This is a genomic window from Burkholderia semiarida, assembly GCF_029268935.1.
Taxonomy (GTDB): Bacteria; Pseudomonadota; Gammaproteobacteria; order Burkholderiales; family Burkholderiaceae; genus Burkholderia; species Burkholderia semiarida.
On sequence record NZ_JAHLCL010000003.1, the window covers coordinates 48,623 to 66,596 of the forward strand.

Sequence of the window (17,974 nt, forward strand, 5' to 3'; positions counted from 1 at the left end):
CGCCGCGATGGCCACGCCGGCCCATTCCCGTCACCCGACCGGCGCGCCGTCGTCGGCCGCCGACGAGGCGCGCGACGCGCGCTACGAGAACCCGTTCGCGCCGCCCGACGAAACCGAATCGGCCGAAACGCCGCGCCCGCGCTCGCTGTTCGGCGAAATCCTCGACTGGATGCTCGCACCGCTGCTGCTGCTGTGGCCGATGAGCATCGCCGTCACCTATCTCGTCGCGAAGACGATCGCGAACAGCCCGTTCGACCGCGCGCTGGAGACCAACGCGTACGTGCTCGCGCGGCAGATCCATCCGGTCAACGGCGTCGCCGAGCTGACGCTGCCGGAGCAGACGCGCGACTTCCTGCGCGCGGACAACATCGACAGCGTCTACTTCCAGGTGCTCGGCACGCGCGGCGAGCTGGTCGCGGGCGAAGCCGACATGCCGCTGCCGCGCGACGAGGACCGCCCGCCGCCGGGCGTCGTCGTGTTCCGCGACGACCTGCTGCGCGGCAACGACGTGCGCGTCGCGTACACGACCGTCGCGCTGCCGCAGGCGAGCGGCGCGCAGCCCGTGCTCGTGCAGGTCGGCGAGACGCTCGACAAGCGCAACGCGCTCGCGAACGACATCATCAAGGGCGTGATCCTGCCGCAATTCGTGATCCTGCCGCTCGCGATCCTGCTCGTCTGGTTCGGGCTGTCGCGCGGGCTCGCGCCGCTCAACGCGCTGCAGGCGCACATCCGCGCGCGCCGGCCCGACGACCTGTCGCCCGTCGAGGCGCAGCGCGCGCCGCCCGAGATCGAGCCGCTCGTCACGTCGTTCAACGACCTGCTCGCGCGCCTCGAACAGAACATGGCGCTGCAGAAACGCTTCATCGCCGACGCCGCGCATCAGATGAAGACGCCGCTCGCGGGCCTGCGCACGCAGGCCGAATTCGCGCTGCGCCATCCGGTGCCGCCCGACGTGCAGCGCTCGCTCGAGCAGATCGCGACGAGCTCCGAGCAAGCCGCGCGGCTCGTCACGCAACTGCTCGCGCTCGCGCGCGCCGAGAACCGCGCGAGCGGGCTCACGTTCGAGCCGGTCGAGATCGGCGCGCTCGCGCGGCGCACCGTGCGCGACTGGGTGCAGGCCGCGCTCGCGAAACGCATGGATCTCGGTTACGAAGGCCCGGACGACGACGCGCCGCTCGACGTCGACGGCAATCCGGTGATGCTGCGCGAGATGCTCGGCAACCTCGTCGACAACGCGATCCGCTACACGCCCGAAGGCGGCCGCATCACCGTGCGCGTGCGCGCCGAGCGCACGAGGCGGCTCGTGCATCTCGAAGTCGAGGATACGGGCCCCGGCATCCCGGCCGGCGAACGCGAACGCGTCGTCGAGCGCTTCTACCGGATCCTCGGCCGCGAAGGCGACGGCAGCGGCCTCGGGCTCGCGATCGTGCGCGAGATCGCCACGCAGCACGGCGGCACGCTGACGCTCGACGATCACGTCTACCAGCACACGCCGCGCCTCGCCGGCACGCTGGTGCGCATCAGCCTGCCGCTGACCGACACCACCCCGGATTAACCCTGACGCGCGCCGCCGCGGCTGGGTGCAAATATGCCGAAACCGGCGTTTTAACGGACGTTCGCATCACGATCGACACGCGAAGCGGCCGGTTCGCCACGGGTTAACGTGCAGTCGTTTTGTACGCGCGAGTCAGTACGCCGTAAGTTTCCGTGCCAATAATCGTCGACAGGCCCGCCCTCCCAAGGCGGCCGCACATCTATATCAAGGGACTTGGAGACGATTCATGGCAACGTTAGGCGGGCAAATTTCGCACTCGCCGATGACGGGCGAAGAGAAGAAGGTGATCTTCGCGTCGTCGCTCGGCACCGTGTTCGAGTGGTACGACTTTTACCTGGCCGGCTCGCTCGCGGCCTACATCAGCAAGAGCTTCTTCTCCGGCGTCAATCCGACCGCCGCGTTCATCTTCACGCTGCTCGGCTTCGCGGCCGGCTTCGCGGTGCGGCCGTTCGGCGCGATCGTGTTCGGCCGGCTCGGCGACCTCGTCGGCCGCAAGCACACGTTCCTCGTGACGATCGTGATCATGGGCGTGTCGACGTTCGTGGTCGGCTTCCTGCCCGGGTACGCGTCGATCGGCATCGCCGCGCCGGTGATCTTCATCGCGATGCGGCTGTTGCAGGGCCTCGCGCTCGGCGGCGAGTACGGCGGCGCGGCGACCTACGTCGCCGAGCATGCGCCGGCCAACCGGCGCGGCTTCTACACTGCGTGGATCCAGACGACGGCCACGCTCGGCCTGTTCCTGTCGCTGCTCGTGATCCTCGGCGTACGCACGTTCGTCGGCGAGGAAGCGTTCGGCAACTGGGGCTGGCGCGTGCCGTTCGTCGCGTCGATCCTGCTGCTCGGGGTGTCGGTGTGGATCCGGTTGCAGTTGAACGAATCGCCGGTGTTCCTGCGCATCAAGGCGGAAGGCAAGACGTCGAAGGCGCCGCTGACCGAGGCGTTCGGCCAGTGGAAGAACCTGAAGATCGTGATCCTCGCGCTCATCGGCCTGACGGCCGGCCAGGCCGTCGTGTGGTACACGGGCCAGTTCTACGCGCTGTTCTTCCTCACGCAGACGCTGAAGGTCGACGGCGCCAGCGCGAACATCCTGATCGCGATCGCGCTGCTGATCGGCACGCCGTTCTTCCTGTTCTTCGGTTCGCTGTCGGACAAGATCGGCCGCAAGCCAATCATCCTCGCGGGCTGCCTGATCGCCGCGCTGACCTACTTCCCGCTGTTCAAGGCGCTCACGCACTACGCGAACCCCCAGCTCGAACTCGCGACGCAGAAGGCGCCGATCACGGTCGTCGCCGATCCGGCCACCTGCTCGTTCCAGTTCAACCCGGTGGGCACGTCGAAGTTCACCAGCTCGTGCGACATCGCGAAGAGCGCGCTCGCCAAGGCCGGCCTGAACTACGAGAACGTCGCGGCGCCGGCCGGTGCGCTGGCCCAGATCAAGGTCGGCGACACGGTGATCCAGACCTACGACGGCAAGGCGGCCGACGCGAAGGCGCAGGGCGCGGCGTTCGACAAGACGCTCGCGTCGACGCTGAAGGGAGCCGGCTACCCGGCGAAGGCCGACCCGGCGCAGCTCAACTGGCCGATGACGATCGTGATCCTGACGATCCTCGTGATCTTCGTGACGATGGTCTACGGCCCGATCGCCGCGATGCTGGTCGAGATGTTCCCGACGCGGATCCGCTACACGTCGATGTCGCTGCCCTATCACATCGGCAACGGCTGGTTCGGCGGCTTCCTGCCGGCGACCGCGTTCGCGATCGTCGCGGCGAAGGGCAACATCTACTCGGGGCTCTGGTATCCGATCGTGATCGCGCTGGCCACGTTCGTGATCGGCCTGCTGTTCGTCAAGGAGACGAAGGACTCGGACATCTACGCGCAGGATTGATGGCGGGTGCGCAGCGGGGAAAGGCGGCGGAGGCACTGCTTCCGCTGGCCGGCTCCCGCCCGTGATGGAGGCCGGCACGGGGCGGCGGCAACTTTTTTCGGGAAAGATGGAAAAAGGTATTGACAGCCAGCCGGCCGATCGACATAATTCAAGTCTTCGGCGAATTAGCTCAGTCGGTTAGAGCGACGGAATCATAATCCGCAGGTCCGGGGTTCGAATCCCTGATTCGCCACCATCTTCAAAAAAGGCTTTGCAATCAATAGGTTGCAGAGCCTTTTTCTCTTTCGGTGGGTCACTTGGTGGGTCATTCCCATGCACAAGTTGCCCCGTCTGTACAAGTCACGCCATGGCGTGTACTACCTGAGAATCATTCGCAATAAACAAAAGTACCGCTGGTCCCTTGGAACCAAGGACTTCAAGCAGGCTAGAATTCATGCACTAGACCTGAACATGAAGCTGGCGATGAACGACTTTGACCCCAGTAACAGTAATATTAAAAAGCTGGATGTTGAAATTACCCCCTCTGGGGCTGTTAATTTCAAGGATGTCAAATCCGGTGACATTGATATTGTTTCTCAAATTATCGAGAAACTGGGGTTAACACCTGCTCAATTTAACCAACTCAGCCATGCTGAATTGGCATCCAAGTTAGCCTCTTCCCCCCAGCCCCCAAGCATGGGGGAGCTTATTAAGAGTGTGCCTAAAGGCATTGTCCAAGGACAACGGGCTACGCAGAAAAGCGAATTATTTAGCACAGTCGTAAACCTTTATCTGACTGAGAAGAAAATTGACAACGTAGCGAAAACCCTCTATGACAAAGAGCGGGTTTACGATGAGTTCAAAGGCTTCTTTGGTGATCTCGATATTAATCAATACACACCCAATGAAGCAGTAGCCTACAAGAACAGATTATTGGCTGCCAATGGATCAGCCAGCGCGATTAACGCAAAAACTTCATTCTTGAGGTCTTTGTTTGAATATGCGATTAATAATAATTTGTTTTTTGCTGGCAACCCTTTTGAACGGGTAAAGATTTCCACAAAAGCAAAACTAAAAAAGCAGGTTCGTTCTTACAAGCCTTTTGAGGATGACGATCTGAAATTAATTTTTGAGGAATTGAAGTACCGAGCATTTCTCAAAAAACCGGATTATCATTGGTTGCCGTTTTTGAGTTTGTACACTGGTGCACGTGTTGAAGAATTAGCAAGCCTGAGACTTGACCAAATTACTAAGGTTGATGGAATCTTGGTGTTTGATATCCAACATGACGCCGCCAAAAATTCAAATTCAGTACGTAAAATTCCATTGCCTGATGTTATCTTGAATTCAAAATTCCTGAGCTACGCTGAACAAGTCAAGGCAACAAAAGCAACCCATCTTTTCCCTCACCTCAAAGATGGGAAGAATGGATTTTCTAAAAATATGTCTCGGCGTTTTGGCGAATATTTGGACAAACTTGAAATCAAAGATGACCGGAAAGTTTTTCATTCTTTCCGCACAACTTTTATTAATTCGATGACAAACCTGCACGTCCACCCTGCCATTCTCATGGCGATTGTTGGACATTACGAACAGGCTAAAGTCGATTTTTCATCACCTCATTTTGCGAACTATCAGCAAGATAAACCGATGAAAGTTTTGAAAGATGCAATGGATAAACTGAGTTACCCCATCAAAAATTTTCATTAATTTAGACGCACCTGTAAAAACTTACAGGGTGTCCGAGGTGGAAAGGTAACACTTATTCTTTTCCATCCACCGTAGAAATTAACTACGTTTACCCCAAGGGCGCGCGCGCGTGTACGTGTACGTGTGTACGTGCGCATGCGCGCCCTTGGGGTAAACGCAACAAATACCATCAAATACAGCGCAGAGAGATAAGCGCCGGTTGTCAAATGAAATCCTGCCAACGAGCAGGATTTTTTTTGGCAATCGGAAGGGCTGGTAAGGGCTGGCCCTTACGGTTTTAGTATTTTGCTTTTTGGGTGTCCAGAGGGATGAAATCCCTTTGGCCTACGCAACCTAAAGGAACGAAGTGGTTAGGTTGCAATAGTAGGTGATCGGAGCTAAAAGCTCCGTTCATTTGACTCGCGTCAAAATACCGCTACGCTATGTACAGGAGGTACGCTCACAACAACCAATATAGAGCGCAAACATGGCACAAAAATACAAAAGCAAAGTCAAGCCGCTATTTGCGATCCTGCGCACGACAAAACTAAAGAGCAAATCAAAACTAACGGCTGCAGCTGAGCACAATTTGCGATTGCGTACCCAGGCAAACATAGACGCAGATCGCTCACATCTTAATCAAATATTGTACAACCCGTTAGGTATAGACTCGAATGATGCGACAAGTTTTCAACGAAAACTATCCGAGCATTATTCGAGTCTCGGGATAAAAATTAAAGCAGAAAACACATTGGCGTTCGAGTATGTTGTCACTGCCTCACCAAAATTTTTTGAGGGAAAAACTACAGAACAGATTGGAAAATGGGCGTATCACCAAGTTGAATTTATGAGAAAAGAATTTGGCGATAAACTTCAATTCGGAGTCTTGCATCTTGACGAAACCACTCCGCACATTCATTTTTTTGTGAGCACGGAGCAACGATCGATTAAGAAGTACAAAAACCGATATGGTGCCTGCGAAAAAGAAACATGGTCGCTCAATAGTGAAAGAATCAATCCTGAGTACCTAAGAACCCTGCAGGACAATTACGCGAAAAGTAATAAAATATTTGGACTATCCCGTGGTGCCAAATATTCGAAACTGAAAAATACGACCCTGAAAAATTTCTATCGAACAATGAAGAAAGTTTTCGGTTATTCGTTCGATCAGGCACTCGATCAGGCTATTGAAAATATAGAAATTTCGATGGGAGATAGATTCAGTAGCCAAGATGAAATTCGAAATAAGATAAAAATTGCGTTAAAACCAGTTTTTGAACGTTTTGCGAAATCTCAAAAAGCACTGCAAGAAGCAGCCAGGCTGGACATGGGTAATTTGCAAGAGTACCTCAAGCGTGAACTTGAAAAATTAGAAATTGACAAGGAACTTGTAGCCAAGCGAAAAAAGATTTATCGTGAATGGCTAAAAGATTCCGGGGGTGTCTTGAGGAAATTGGAAGTACTTGAAACTGAAAATATACGTTTAAAAGATGAAATTGAGCGTTTTGAAGCGATGAACACGTCAAACCCTTCCCCTACCACTACTCACGATCAAAAAGGTCCAGAAACCCCTAAAAATTGATTTTTCGCTCGCCGTCCTTTTTTGATTCACTAACGTGAATCTTTTATGCTTCGCATAAATGTGCTTCGCTAGATCTCTAGTACACCCTCTGTACTAGAATTTTATCTCTAGCTTCGCTAGAATGTGTACTACTAATTCCTGAAAAGCTCAATCCCTACCTTGTGAAAGATTCACATGGCAGTTAGCTTTTCAGGATTGTGTAAAATTATGATTTTTTCAGTGTCGATTAAATACACTGCTACACATCCTGACTGACTTAGTTAAGTATTCAGTTTAGCGGATTCGAGGTCTATAACACCCCTGAAGCACGGTCCCGCTATTTCGCTCATCGTTGTAGCTTTGCTTCTTCCCATTCTCGCTACGTCACTATATTAATCATAGGCTATTCAATCTTTTTAGTCACCTACGTATAGTGTGCTGCCTCGCAACAGTCGCCATGGCTATTCAGTCTTTTCGGTCACCACGCCTTTCCACCCTGTTACTCACACAGTGTTGGCAATTTTTCGAATCGAGAGAATTAACCGACGCATAAAAAAATTACCCCACTTACTCCGCAGGGCAATTTAAATTTGGTCTTGACTTTAGTCGAAATCGCATTATATTTAAATCGCTCACCCTGACAAGTAAGCTCAAATACCTTAAGATAATTTAATCGATTGTCAAGAGGCAATGAATAGAAAGCCACCTGCAGAGGTGGCTTTTTTATCTCAGCCGTTGACAGATTCAAAAACTTCCGATATTCATTTCGAAATTTCGGAGGCCATCATGACGGTAAATGTCAATAGGAGAATTTCATGTTTAGAGATCAACAGATAATCTTGTTAGGCGAGAAGCTAAAGGCTTTGGAGGAAGCTCAGGCAGCGCTACGGTTTGATACGGAAAATTCCGAATCCAAATTAAGACTTGCAAGATTGATAAAAATTGAGATAACAGAAACTCTCTCCAAGCTGGAGTCAATTTTAATCAAATCCGTTGCCTAACTTGTACTCTTTTCCGGTAATTTTTTTGGCCATATCAGCTACTTGTGTAGCGCCATTCGCCCCTCTTGTCTTGAAGTCAGTGTTGAGAACTCGAAGATGAACAGAAATTTCCGCAATCACTTTGTCTTTTTCTGTTTTTCCGAGTGAATTATAAATTGCGGTAATGATCGGAATTAATGGGTCATTGTTGTGATGATTATCCATTCTCGAACTCCTCAAATTTTCTTAATTACTATCTCGGATGGGGTGGCGCATGCCTCACACCATTCAATGAACTCTAGCACGTCTAAGTACTGCTCTCCACGCTCAACCTTAGACACATAGCTCTGCCCCCTGCCAAGAGCCTCAGCAAGCTGTACTTGTGTGAGACCAGCCTCACGGCGCACCTGCCTCAAGACATGCCGTAGCTTCTCGTACCGTTGACCATAGATCATCGAACGATGCTATAGTCCAATCTAGAATAGTCGATTTCAGACTATTTGTAACCTGATGCGAGGAACCTATGCGGATTTATGAGGGTGAGTTGATCGAGGGTGGCGCTGGTACGCCTGACGCTGCATGGAAGCGGTACAGCTTCCTTAAGATCGGTACCGAGCAACTGAATAATATTTGTATTAATCTCGATCTTGATAAAGTGTTGCAATCTCAAATCGATAAGGGTGTTGTCAAGCTCTGGGTTGTTAGGTACATGTTCCGCAATATTATTGTTGGAATCACTCAGGCAGATGGTCAAACGTACCGCCAGAGCTTGAACAAGATCTACGGACAACTTATGTGCCTGTGGGGCTTCTTTATTGTGATGTGCATGTTCGCACCATTTGGGAAAGGTGCATTTTTGTTTTTCGGAATTTTCTTTTTCCTGTTTAGCCTGCCATCTTTGAGTTACATTTCAAAGGTTAAGAAAATTAAAAACGAAAGCGCTTTTTAATATTAAAAAAGCACCCAGTAGGGTGCTTTTTTATTGGTGCGCCCATCAAAATTCTGGCAAATCAGTAATCTTGAAGTTTTCATCATTTTTAGCAATTCGAAGCTCAAGTTCAATTGCTGCGCCGGTACTAATTTTCAATTCATTGCCTTTCTTGACCTCTTTAGCAGAAACAACTGCATTCCCCGTTGCGAGCAAATTAGCCACAAAATTGAGAGGTTTTTTACCCAATGGAAACCACTTCGATTTATTGTCCGTGGTGTCCAATTTCCATTCCCAAACCTTAAACTCCGAGGCGCGGCCATCCTTTGTACCATTGTGGTTGGCTGCCGTGACGCAGTACTTTGCCATATTAACCCCTTTAGTTTATGCAACGAGCCGATCCCATCGCCATCCCAACGTCAGGGGAAAGCGAGGGATTTCAAGTGTAGCTCCGATGAGAAATTCTTAATCGTTATATGAAAGTTGATAGCGGCAAGTCAGCCTCTTACCGAAGGAAGTCTTGTTTATTCTCCTTGCGTCAACTGTAACTTCTTACAGATGGGTTGTCGGTTGGGGGCGAATGTGGGACACTGAGTGCGTCCGTTTTTTTCATAAACAGACCCGCCTTTTTGAGCTAAGTTGTTGACGGAAAAGGATGTTTTGTCAAACCGAAAAAACATCCCTGATTCGCCACCAAATGCGAAAAGCCGCTGTTTCTTTCGAAACAGCGGCTTTTTTCATTGCTTCATCCAGCACCCGCCGTGCCGCGCGCTGCCCGTCCTTCAGGCCGCGCGCCGCGACTACGCCACCACCGCTCCGCGCTGCGCCTCTGCCGCCTCCACCCCCACCTTCCCGCGCCAGTTCTCCCCGCCCTCCAACGCCGGCGTCGCCTCGAACACCTCCGCGATCCAGTCCGCGAACACGCGCACCTTCTGCGACAAATGCCGGTTGTGCGGATACACGATCGAGATCGGCTTCGGCTTCGGATTGCAGTCCGGCAGTACCTCGACCAGCGAACCGTCGAGCAAGTGCGGCAGCACCATGAACAACGTAGGCTGGATCATCCCGAAGCCTTCGAGCCCGCACGTCACGTAAGCATCCGAATCGTTGACCGTGACGCTGCCGTTCATCCGCACCTCGAACGGCTTGCCGTCGATCATGAACACCCACGGAATCGTCCGCGCGCCGTGGCTCGCGCGAAAATTCACCGCCTGATGTTCGACGAGATCGGCAATCTCGTTCGGCTCGCCGTGGCGCGCGAGGTAATCGGGCGACGCGCACGTCACGCGCTTGAGCATCCCGATGCGCCGCGCGACCATCGACGAATCCTCGAGCGGCCCGACCCGGATCATGCAGTCGATGCCTTCCTCGACCGGATCGACGTAGCGGTCCGACAGCCCCAGCTCGAGCGTGATGTCCGGATAGCGCTGCCGGAAGGTCGACAGCGACGGCAGCACGATACGCCGCCCGAGCGAACTGGGCATGTGGACGCGCAGCATGCCGCTCGGCTTGCGGTTGCCCGCCTGGAAACTCGCGTCGGCCTCGGCGATCTCCGCGATGATCTTCATGCAATGCTCGTAGTACGCGGCGCCCTCCGGCGTCAGCGACAGCCGGCGCGTGGTCCGGTGCATCAGGCGCACGCCGAGCAGCGCCTCGAGATTCTGGATGATGGTCGTCACCGACGCGCGCGGCATCGAGAGCGTGTCGGCCGCCCGCGTGAAGCTGTTCGCGTCGACCACGCGGGTAAAAACTTCCATTGCCTGGATTCGGTCCATGCTGCTCCCCCCTTTCGAATCGCCAACGGAACAGAATAGAGCGCGCGGTGGGCGCGGCACAAGCCCCTGCCTATTGTTCTCCGATCCTGAATAGTTTCGAAACTTCGGACTGGAAACCGACCGGTTTCCGTTCAGTTCCGGGCGCCACCCGCTCCGGCCCCGATGATCGGTCGACCGTTACCGCACGAACCGCTCGCGATATCCCTGCGGCGACACGCCGAACACGCGCACGAAACTGCGCCGCAGCGTCTCTTCGGAACCGAAGCCGCACCGCCCGGCGATCCGCTTGACGGGCCACGCCGTTTCGCCGAGCAGGCGTTGCGCGGCCTCGACACGGATCTGCTCGACCGCGCGCGCGGGCGTGCGGCCGGTTTCCGCGCGATAGTGACGCACGAAGCTGCGCTCGCTCATGCTCATGCGCTCGGCCAGCGCGGGCACCGACAGGTCGGCCGTCAGGTGCTCGGCCATCCACGCGTGCAACTCGCCGAACCGGTCGGCGGTGCGCTGCATCGACAGCATCGTGCTGAATTGGGCCTGCCCGCCCGGACGCTTCAGGAACACGACGAGCTCGCGCGCGACGTCGAGCGCGGTCGCCCGCCCGAGATCGTCCTCGACCAGCGCGAGCGCGAGATCGATGCCGGCCGTCACGCCGGCGGACGTCCACAGCGCGCCTTCGCGGATGAAGATCGGGTCCGGCTCGACGCGCACGTTCGGGTAGCGCGCCGCGAATTCCTCGCAGCGCGCCCAGTGCGTGACCGCGCGCCGCCCGTCGAGCAGACCGGCCTCGGCGAGCAGGAACGCGCCGGTGCACACCGACGCCACGCGCCGCGCGCGTCCGGCCTGCTGCCGCACCCAGCGCACCACCCGCGCATCCTTCGACGCCGCGTGCACACCCTTGCCGCCGGCGACGATCAGCGTGTCAGGGTGGCGCGCGATGGTGCGCAGCGACTCGGCCATCACGACGAGGCCCGACGACGTCTCGACAGGCCCGGCTTCGACGGCCACGACGCGCGGCGCATACGGCGCCGGCTGCCCGCGCTCCAGCGCGAGTTCGTTGACGGACGCGAACACCTGCAGCGGCCCCGTCACATCGAGCAACTGCGCACGGGGAAACGCGAAGATCAGGATCGAACGCGGGGCGGCGGCAGGCATGGCGATTGGCTGAAAACGTGGGTGATATGGCAATTTCGCCAAACACTACGCGCCTAGAATCGATCTGTCCATCCCGTGCCGAACGGCGCGTTCCCTTCCTCTCCGGAGCCTTCGCATGACACTTCACATCGGCCTTCTCGTCTTTCCGGGCGTCCAGCAACTCGACCTCACCGGCCCGCACGACGTGCTCGCGTCACTGCCGGACGCGGCCGTTCATCTGGTGTGGAAGTCGCGCGACGCGGTCGCGTCGAGCAGCGGCCTCGCGCTCGCGCCGACCTGCACGTTCGACGACTGCCCGCCGCTCGACGTGATCTGCATCCCGGGCGGGATCGGCATCAACGAATTGCTGCTCGATGCCGAAACGATCGCGTTCGTGCAGCAGCGTGCGGCCACCGCGCGCTACGTGACGTCGGTCTGCACGGGCTCGCTGCTGCTCGGCGTGGCCGGCCTGCTGCGCGGACGACGCGCGACGACGCACTGGCGGTTCCACTCGCTGCTGGAACCGCTGGGCGCGATACCCGTGCGCGAGCGCGTCGTGCGCGACGGCAACCTGGTCACGGGCGGCGGCGTGACGGCCGGCATCGACTTCGCGCTGACGATCGCCGCGGAGCTCGTCGGCGACGAAGAAGCGCAGGCGATCCAGCTTCAGCTCGAATATGCGCCCGCGCCGCCGTTCGACGCCGGCTCGCCCGACACCGCGCCGGCCGCGGTCGTGACGCGCGTCACCGAACGTACGGCGGCCGGCTTCGCGAAGCGCAAGCAGATCGTCGAGCAGGCGCTGCGCGCCACGTCGCGCTGAAGGCGGATGTCGGGAAAATGACTGGAAAGCGGCGCCCGCGCGCGCCGGGGAACACATCGATGAACATCATCCGAAGCGCCGCATTCACGGCGGACCGCGCGTGGGGCGCCCTCGACATCGCGAACCTGAACGGCATCACGGTCCGGCTGCACTGGACCGACCAGCCGTATCGCTGGCACGTGAACGACGGCGAGGAAGTGTTCGCGGTGCTCGATGGCCGCGTCGAGATGCGCTACCGCGAAGCAGGCGTCGAGCACGCGACGGTGCTCGAAACGGGCGACGTATTCCACGCGACGGTCGGCACCGAACATGTTGCGCATCCGCTTGGCGCCGCGCGCATCCTCGTGATCGAGACCGAAGGCAGCGCCTGACGGCCGGTATCGGCGCCGCGATGCCGCGCGAACGACGAGCGCCTGCGGGCGGCGGGACTCAGCCCGAGATCGTCCCGGTTGCCTGCGATGCGATCAGTTTCGGCTGCGGCGTGCACTGGCACTGGCACAGGTCGTGTTCGAGCGCGACGACCTTGCCCATCACGGTCATCGTGCGCTCGCCGCCGTCCGACACGATCACGCCCGGCGACTTGCACGCCGCACAGAACACGGATGCGCCGAGATACGCGAGTTCGCGCCCGTCGAACGACGAATTGGCGATCCCTTCGAGCACGACGCCGCCGTGATCGGTCGTGTCGCCCTTCAGAATGAATTTGCGGCTCATGATGTCGGTTCTTCCCTCGGAAACGCCGCGCAACGCAGCCGTGCACGGGCATCGTGAAACCGCCCGTCGGTCGCGGGCGTCCCGCGAGCATATCACCGCTCGCGGCCCCCGCAGCCGATCCACGCGGCCGGCAGCCCTCCACCGACGCGCCGCGGCCGTTTCGCGGCAAACGCGCCCCTGCCGCGTCGGCGCCCGCCGACCGTACGCCCACACCGCGCGCCGAACCGCCTCATGGTGGCCGGCCGGATGCGCGAGCATGGCCTGGATCGATATCGGGGCAACGATTCCCCGCCGTGTCGGCCAGCCTGCTCGCGCGCCGCGATGGGCCGGACACGATTGCATGCGACGGTTCGATCCGCTGCTTCGTCGCGGCCGTGCGTCGGCACGATGGCGCAAAAACGCCGGAAATACTTTATCTCGATAAAATCGAATCGCCCGATATCTCAAATACGTGAAAAAAACAATCGTATGAACATTCGTACAATTACTAAAAATGGTTGTAAAAATTACCCTTAACCGGACGCAAACCAGCGCTACCAAAACGCCGAAACCCTATATTTTCCGGGCTTCCCAGCCATCAAATCAACCTGTCGTTTCATAATACTTTTTTCCTCCATCGTCCGACGCTCTGAACAGCAAATTGGAAGATAGAATTAAATAAACAATTTCTGATTCTAGGCAAAAAAATGGACGAACTCCTTCCAATGCGACTATTTGTCAAGGTTGCCGAACTACAAAGTTTCGTGCGCGCCGCGACCGAACTGAACATCTCCAATTCGTCGGCCACCCGCATGATCATGAGCATCGAGAACCGGCTCGGCGCGCGCCTGCTGAATCGCACGACCCGCAGCCTGTCGCTGACCGACGCCGGCCACCTCTACCTGGCGCAGATGCGTCACGTGATCGAGGAAATCGACCGCGTCGAGGAAACGATCGCGTCGATGCACCAGGAACCGATCGGTTCGCTGAAGATCGCCGCGCCGGTCATGTTCGGCATGCACGTGCTCGCGCCCGCGATCGACGCGTTCAAGGCACGCCATCCCAACATCGTGCCGGAAGTCACGATCGTCGACCGCCATGTCGACCTCGTGTCGGAAGGCTTCGATATCGGGCTGCTGCTGTCGCAGCACATCGGCAACAGCACGTTGGTGAAGCGCCCGCTCATGCAATTCCAACGCGTCGTCTGCGCGTCGCCGCAATATGTCAGCCGGCACGGCTCGCCGGCCCATCCGCACGATCTCGCCACGCATGCATGCCTGGTGTTCCATGCCGACTTCGCGAGCGATTACCTGACGTTCGAGCACGACCAGACGCGTGTCACGGTGCGCCCGAACAAGGCCGCGTCGTCGAACAACTTCGGCATGATCCGGAACTGGGCGCTTGCCGGCATGGGCATCGCAGTCCTGCCGGACTTCCTCGCCGAACCGGATCTTCATGATGGCCAGCTTCTGGCCCTGCTCGCCGACTATCGTCTCGAAGCGCTCCAGATGAACGTCGCATACCCGAGCCGCAAGCACTTTCCGCGTAAATCCCGCCTTTTCATCGATCACCTCGTCGAACATTTCGTCAGTTGAATGATGCGATCGCGACGGTCTTTTCGGTGCCAGATGGCTTTCGAACGCGGATGCGGGACGACGTGTACCGCGAGGCCGCACCCGCGCGCGGGCCCGGCCTCGCGGCGCACGATTCCGGTGCGGGCACGGGTGTTGCGCCGCTGCATCTCAGTAGTGAACCACCCTTGGCAGCCCGCTGCGGAGGACTACACTAATCCTTAATGAGGTGCGGCCGGAGCCCGCGCCTTCAGGGAGACGCCGCCATGAATCGGCCGCTGAATCGCATCCTGCCGCGCGTGACCGGAGCTGCATCGGTCTGGACGTGGATCAAGTGGTCCTTGCTGGCCGCGCTGGTGATCGCGATCGCGGTCGTGGTGAGGCTCGTGATGACCGAAATCGCGACGTCGCGCCTGCAGGCGCACTATTTGTCCGAGCTCACCCGCGACGTCGGCTACACGGTCGAAACGGGCGCGAGCAACCACATCCGTTTCCCCGCGAACGGGCCGTACGATCAACGCCTCGGCTATTCGATGATTCCCGCGTTCCAGCAGCGGCTGCTCGCGCGCGGCTTCGTCGTCGGCAAGCAGGCGCGCGATTCCGACCGGATGCTGGCGCTCGCCGATCATGGCCTGTTCCTGCCTTACGAAGAGAAAGACCAGACCGGGCTGATGCTGTTCGACTCGACCGGCTCGCCGCTGTTCGCGACCGTGTTCCCGCAGCGCGTGTACGCCGATTTCGACACGGTGCCGCGCATGGTCGTCGATTCGCTGATGTTCATCGAGGATCGTTACCTGCTCGACCCGAACCAGCCGAACCGCAACCCGGCGATCGACTGGGGCCGCTTCAGCCGCGCGCTCGCCGACCAGGCGCTGCACGTCGTCAATCACCACCAGGCGCGCCCGGGCGGCAGCACGCTCGCGACGCAGATCGAGAAGTTCCGCCACTCGCCCGACGGCCGTACCGCGACGCCGCCGGAGAAACTGCGGCAGATCGCGTCCGCGTCGATCCTCGCGTACCTGAACGGCCCGCAGACGATGCTCGCGCGCCGCTCGATCGTCGTGCGCTACCTGAATTCGGTGCCGCTCGCCGCCCGGCCGCACGTGGGCGAAATCACCGGTATCGGCGACGGTCTCGCCGCGTGGTACGGCCGCGACTTCAACGACGTGAACCGCATCCTGTCCGCGCCGACGACCGGCGACAACGTCGACCAGCAGGGCAAGACGTTCCGCGAGGTGTTGTCGTTGCTGATCGCGCAGCGCGCGCCGTCGTACTTCCTGAATCGCGGGTATCCGGCGCTGCAGAAGCTGACCGACAGCTACCTGCGGCTGCTGTCGAACGGCGGCGTGATCTCGCCCGCGCTGCGCGATGCGGCGCTCGCCGCGCAGATCGAACGCAGCGCGCCGCCGGCCGCCGCGCGCGTGCAGTCGTTCGTGTCGCGCAAGGCCGTCACGTCCGCGCGCGCGTCGCTGCTGTCGGCGCTCGGCATCGCCGACCTGTACCAGCTCGACCAGCTCGACCTGGAAGCGACCAGCACGCTCGACAACGGCGTGCAGCAGGCGGTCGCCCAGCGGCTCGCGCAGGCGTCGACCCGCGACGGCGCGCAGGCGGCCGGCCTGTACGGCTTCGAGATGCTCGCGCCGAAGGACGACCCGTCGCACCTGACGTACAGCTTCACGCTGTACGAGCATCGCAACGGCGCGAACCTGCTGCGCGTGCAGACCGACAGTGTGAACCAGCCGTTCGACGTGAATCGCGGCGGCCGCATCAACCTCGGTTCGACCGCGAAGCTGCGCACGTTGATCACGTACCTGCAGATCGTCTCCGACCTGCATGCGCGCTACGCGAACCTGTCGAACGCGGAGCTGGCGCGCGTGAAGCCCGATCCGATCGACGGGCTGTCGCGCTGGGCGCTCGACTACCTGTCGCATACGCGCGACCGCTCGCTGCAGGCGATGCTCGATGCGTCCGTCGAACGCAAGTACTCGGCGAGCCCGGACGTGTTCTACACGGGCGGCGGCGCGCAGGTGTTCTCGAACTTCGAGAAGTCGGACAACGGCCGCATCATGACGCTGCACACGGCGTTCGAGCACTCGGTGAACCTCGTGTTCGTGCGGCTGATGCGCGACATCGTCCACTACGAGACGCTGCAGGCGGCCGGACCGTCGTCGTCGTGGCTGAACGATCCCGCCCAGCGCCAGCACTACCTGCAGCAGTTCGTCGACGGAGAAAGCCAGGTCTACGTGAAGCGCTACTACACGCGCTATGCGGGCAAGGCGCCCGACGACGCGCTCGCGCTGATGCTGCGCGACGTACGCAAGTCGCCGCCGAAGCTCGCGACGGTGCTGCGCAGCGTCGCGCCGAACGAATCGGTCGCGTGGTTCGCCGCGCGGATGCGCGCGCAACTGAAGGGCACGCCGGCCGCGACGCTGTCCGACGACGATCTCGCCGCGCTCTACGCGAAATACGCGATCGACCGCTTCAACCTGAACGACCGCGGCTATATCGCGAGCGTGCATCCGCTCGCGCTGTGGACGCTCAACTACCTGCGCGCGCATCCCGCCGCGTCGCTCGCGGACGTTCAGCGCGACAGTCGCGACGCGCGTTTCTACACGTATTCGTGGCTGTACAAGACCCGCTACCACGCGACGCAGGACCGGCGCATCCGCCGCATGGTCGAGCTGCGCGCGTACGCGGAGATCACGAAGTCGTGGCGCGCGCTCGGCTATCCGTTCGCGGAAGTGACGCCGTCGTATGCGGCCGCGATCGGCGCATCGGGCGACCAGCCCGACGCGCTCGCGAAACTGATCGGCCTGATCGTGAACGGCGGCCAGAAGGCGCCGACCGAGACGATCACGCGGCTCGATTTCGCGAAGGGCACGCCGTACGAAACGCGCTTCGTGCGCGCGGCCGCGCAACCTCAGCCGATACTGCCGCCGGAGATCGTCAAGGTGGCGCACACGCTGCTGCGCGACGTCGTGCTCAACGGCACCGCGCGCCGCCTCGCGAGCGGGCTCACGCTGCCCGACGGCAAGACGCTCGACGTGTACGGCAAGACGGGCACGGGCGACCAGCGCTTCAACGTGTATGCGCGCGGTGCGCGGCTGATCGAATCGCGCAAGGTCAACCGCAGCGGCACCTTCGTGTTCGCGATCGGCGACCGGTTCTTCGGCGTGCTGACGGCGACCGCGCACGAGCCATACGCGGCGCGCTACGACTTCACGAGCGCGATGGCCGTGCAGCTGCTGAAGTCGATGGCGCCGGCGCTCGCGCCGCTGATCGAACGGCCGGCCGACGCCGGCACGCGCACCGCGGGCCCGGCGCCGCAGGCGGAAACGCCCGCGCCGGGCGCGACGACCGCGCACCCGTCCTGACCCGATCGCCGCGCGCAGGCGCCCGCACCGGCG

The 17,974-nt window shown here is 59.3% G+C and carries 17 protein-coding genes and 1 tRNA gene; 12 read left to right on the forward strand and 6 right to left on the reverse strand.

What is annotated here, in order from left to right:
- Positions 1 to 7 precede the first annotated feature (7 nt).
- The 6 genes from KPB06_RS03960 to KPB06_RS03985 all read left to right on the forward strand — a co-directional run bounded on the left by KPB06_RS03960 (position 8) and on the right by KPB06_RS03985 (position 7,670).
- Positions 8 to 1,555 (forward strand): sensor histidine kinase, encoded by a 1,548-nt coding sequence (locus KPB06_RS03960; RefSeq protein WP_059578611.1) that lies wholly within the window; start codon positions 8 to 10, stop codon positions 1,553 to 1,555.
- 226 nt (positions 1,556 to 1,781) lie between these two features.
- Entirely contained in the window at positions 1,782 to 3,440 is a 1,659-nt protein-coding gene (locus KPB06_RS03965; protein ID WP_059643034.1) for an MFS transporter, read from the forward strand.
- Between the two features lie 158 nt (positions 3,441 to 3,598).
- Positions 3,599 to 3,675: transfer RNA gene (locus tag KPB06_RS03970), tRNA-Met, on the forward strand.
- A 77-nt stretch (positions 3,676 to 3,752) separates the two neighbouring features.
- Positions 3,753 to 5,129, forward strand: coding sequence for a site-specific integrase (locus KPB06_RS03975; RefSeq protein WP_275920416.1), 1,377 nt, complete (start codon positions 3,753 to 3,755; stop codon positions 5,127 to 5,129).
- 466 nt (positions 5,130 to 5,595) lie between these two features.
- Complete coding sequence (locus tag KPB06_RS03980; protein WP_275920417.1) at positions 5,596 to 6,690, forward strand: plasmid recombination protein; 1,095 nt, start codon at positions 5,596 to 5,598, stop codon at positions 6,688 to 6,690.
- Positions 6,691 to 7,484: 794 nt separating this feature from the next.
- The gene (locus KPB06_RS03985; RefSeq protein WP_200062998.1) at positions 7,485 to 7,670 is read left to right on the forward strand and encodes a hypothetical protein; all 186 of its coding nucleotides are present in this window, start codon (positions 7,485 to 7,487) and stop codon (positions 7,668 to 7,670) included.
- Here the strand turns inward: KPB06_RS03985 and KPB06_RS03990 are convergent.
- Both KPB06_RS03990 and KPB06_RS03995 read right to left on the reverse strand, forming a co-directional pair.
- The gene (locus KPB06_RS03990) at positions 7,650 to 7,874 is read right to left on the reverse strand and encodes a hypothetical protein (RefSeq protein WP_275920418.1); all 225 of its coding nucleotides are present in this window, start codon (positions 7,872 to 7,874) and stop codon (positions 7,650 to 7,652) included. The two genes, KPB06_RS03985 and KPB06_RS03990, sit on opposite strands and share 21 nt — an antisense overlap.
- A gap of 11 nt (positions 7,875 to 7,885) precedes the next feature.
- Positions 7,886 to 8,104, reverse strand: coding sequence for a helix-turn-helix domain-containing protein (locus KPB06_RS03995; protein WP_176314242.1), 219 nt, complete (start codon positions 8,102 to 8,104; stop codon positions 7,886 to 7,888).
- Positions 8,105 to 8,172: 68 nt separating this feature from the next.
- On the opposite strand from KPB06_RS03995, the gene KPB06_RS04000 reads away from it, so the two are divergent.
- Entirely contained in the window at positions 8,173 to 8,598 is a 426-nt protein-coding gene (locus KPB06_RS04000) for a hypothetical protein (RefSeq protein ID WP_275920419.1), read from the forward strand.
- Positions 8,599 to 8,643: 45 nt separating this feature from the next.
- Here the strand turns inward: KPB06_RS04000 and KPB06_RS04005 are convergent, their stop codons facing one another.
- The 3 genes from KPB06_RS04005 to KPB06_RS04015 all read right to left on the reverse strand — a co-directional run bounded on the left by KPB06_RS04005 (position 8,644) and on the right by KPB06_RS04015 (position 11,504).
- Complete coding sequence (locus KPB06_RS04005) at positions 8,644 to 8,946, reverse strand: hypothetical protein (RefSeq protein ID WP_146125978.1); 303 nt, start codon at positions 8,944 to 8,946, stop codon at positions 8,644 to 8,646.
- Positions 8,947 to 9,377: 431 nt separating this feature from the next.
- Positions 9,378 to 10,352: a LysR family transcriptional regulator gene (locus tag KPB06_RS04010; protein ID WP_059578621.1), complete on the reverse strand. Its 975-nt coding sequence runs from the start codon at positions 10,350 to 10,352 to the stop codon at positions 9,378 to 9,380.
- Between the two features lie 177 nt (positions 10,353 to 10,529).
- Positions 10,530 to 11,504 carry a GlxA family transcriptional regulator gene (locus KPB06_RS04015; RefSeq protein WP_104011923.1) on the reverse strand — a complete coding sequence of 325 codons (975 nt, stop codon included), beginning with the start codon at positions 11,502 to 11,504 and terminating at the stop codon, positions 10,530 to 10,532.
- Between the two features lie 115 nt (positions 11,505 to 11,619).
- Here KPB06_RS04015 and KPB06_RS04020 point away from each other — a divergent pair, with 115 nt between their 5' ends.
- Positions 11,620 to 12,303 carry a DJ-1/PfpI family protein gene (locus KPB06_RS04020; RefSeq protein WP_059578626.1) on the forward strand — a complete coding sequence of 228 codons (684 nt, stop codon included), beginning with the start codon at positions 11,620 to 11,622 and terminating at the stop codon, positions 12,301 to 12,303.
- Between the two features lie 59 nt (positions 12,304 to 12,362).
- Positions 12,363 to 12,674 carry a cupin domain-containing protein gene (locus tag KPB06_RS04025; protein WP_059578629.1) on the forward strand — a complete coding sequence of 104 codons (312 nt, stop codon included), beginning with the start codon at positions 12,363 to 12,365 and terminating at the stop codon, positions 12,672 to 12,674.
- A 58-nt stretch (positions 12,675 to 12,732) separates the two neighbouring features.
- Here the strand turns inward: KPB06_RS04025 and KPB06_RS04030 are convergent, their stop codons facing one another.
- Entirely contained in the window at positions 12,733 to 13,017 is a 285-nt protein-coding gene (locus tag KPB06_RS04030; protein ID WP_059578632.1) for a PAAR domain-containing protein, read from the reverse strand.
- Positions 13,018 to 13,310: 293 nt separating this feature from the next.
- Between KPB06_RS04030 and KPB06_RS04035 the strand changes: the two genes are divergently transcribed.
- The 3 genes from KPB06_RS04035 (at position 13,311) to KPB06_RS04045 (ending at position 17,941) form a co-directional block, all read left to right on the forward strand.
- Entirely contained in the window at positions 13,311 to 13,472 is a 162-nt protein-coding gene (locus KPB06_RS04035) for a hypothetical protein (RefSeq protein WP_155634633.1), read from the forward strand.
- Positions 13,473 to 13,703: 231 nt separating this feature from the next.
- A complete protein-coding gene (locus KPB06_RS04040; protein WP_059578634.1) occupies positions 13,704 to 14,591 on the forward strand; it encodes a LysR family transcriptional regulator in 888 nt (295 codons plus the stop codon).
- A 242-nt stretch (positions 14,592 to 14,833) separates the two neighbouring features.
- A complete protein-coding gene (locus KPB06_RS04045; protein ID WP_059578637.1) occupies positions 14,834 to 17,941 on the forward strand; it encodes a transglycosylase domain-containing protein in 3,108 nt (1,035 codons plus the stop codon).
- Positions 17,942 to 17,974: the final 33 nt, after the last annotated feature.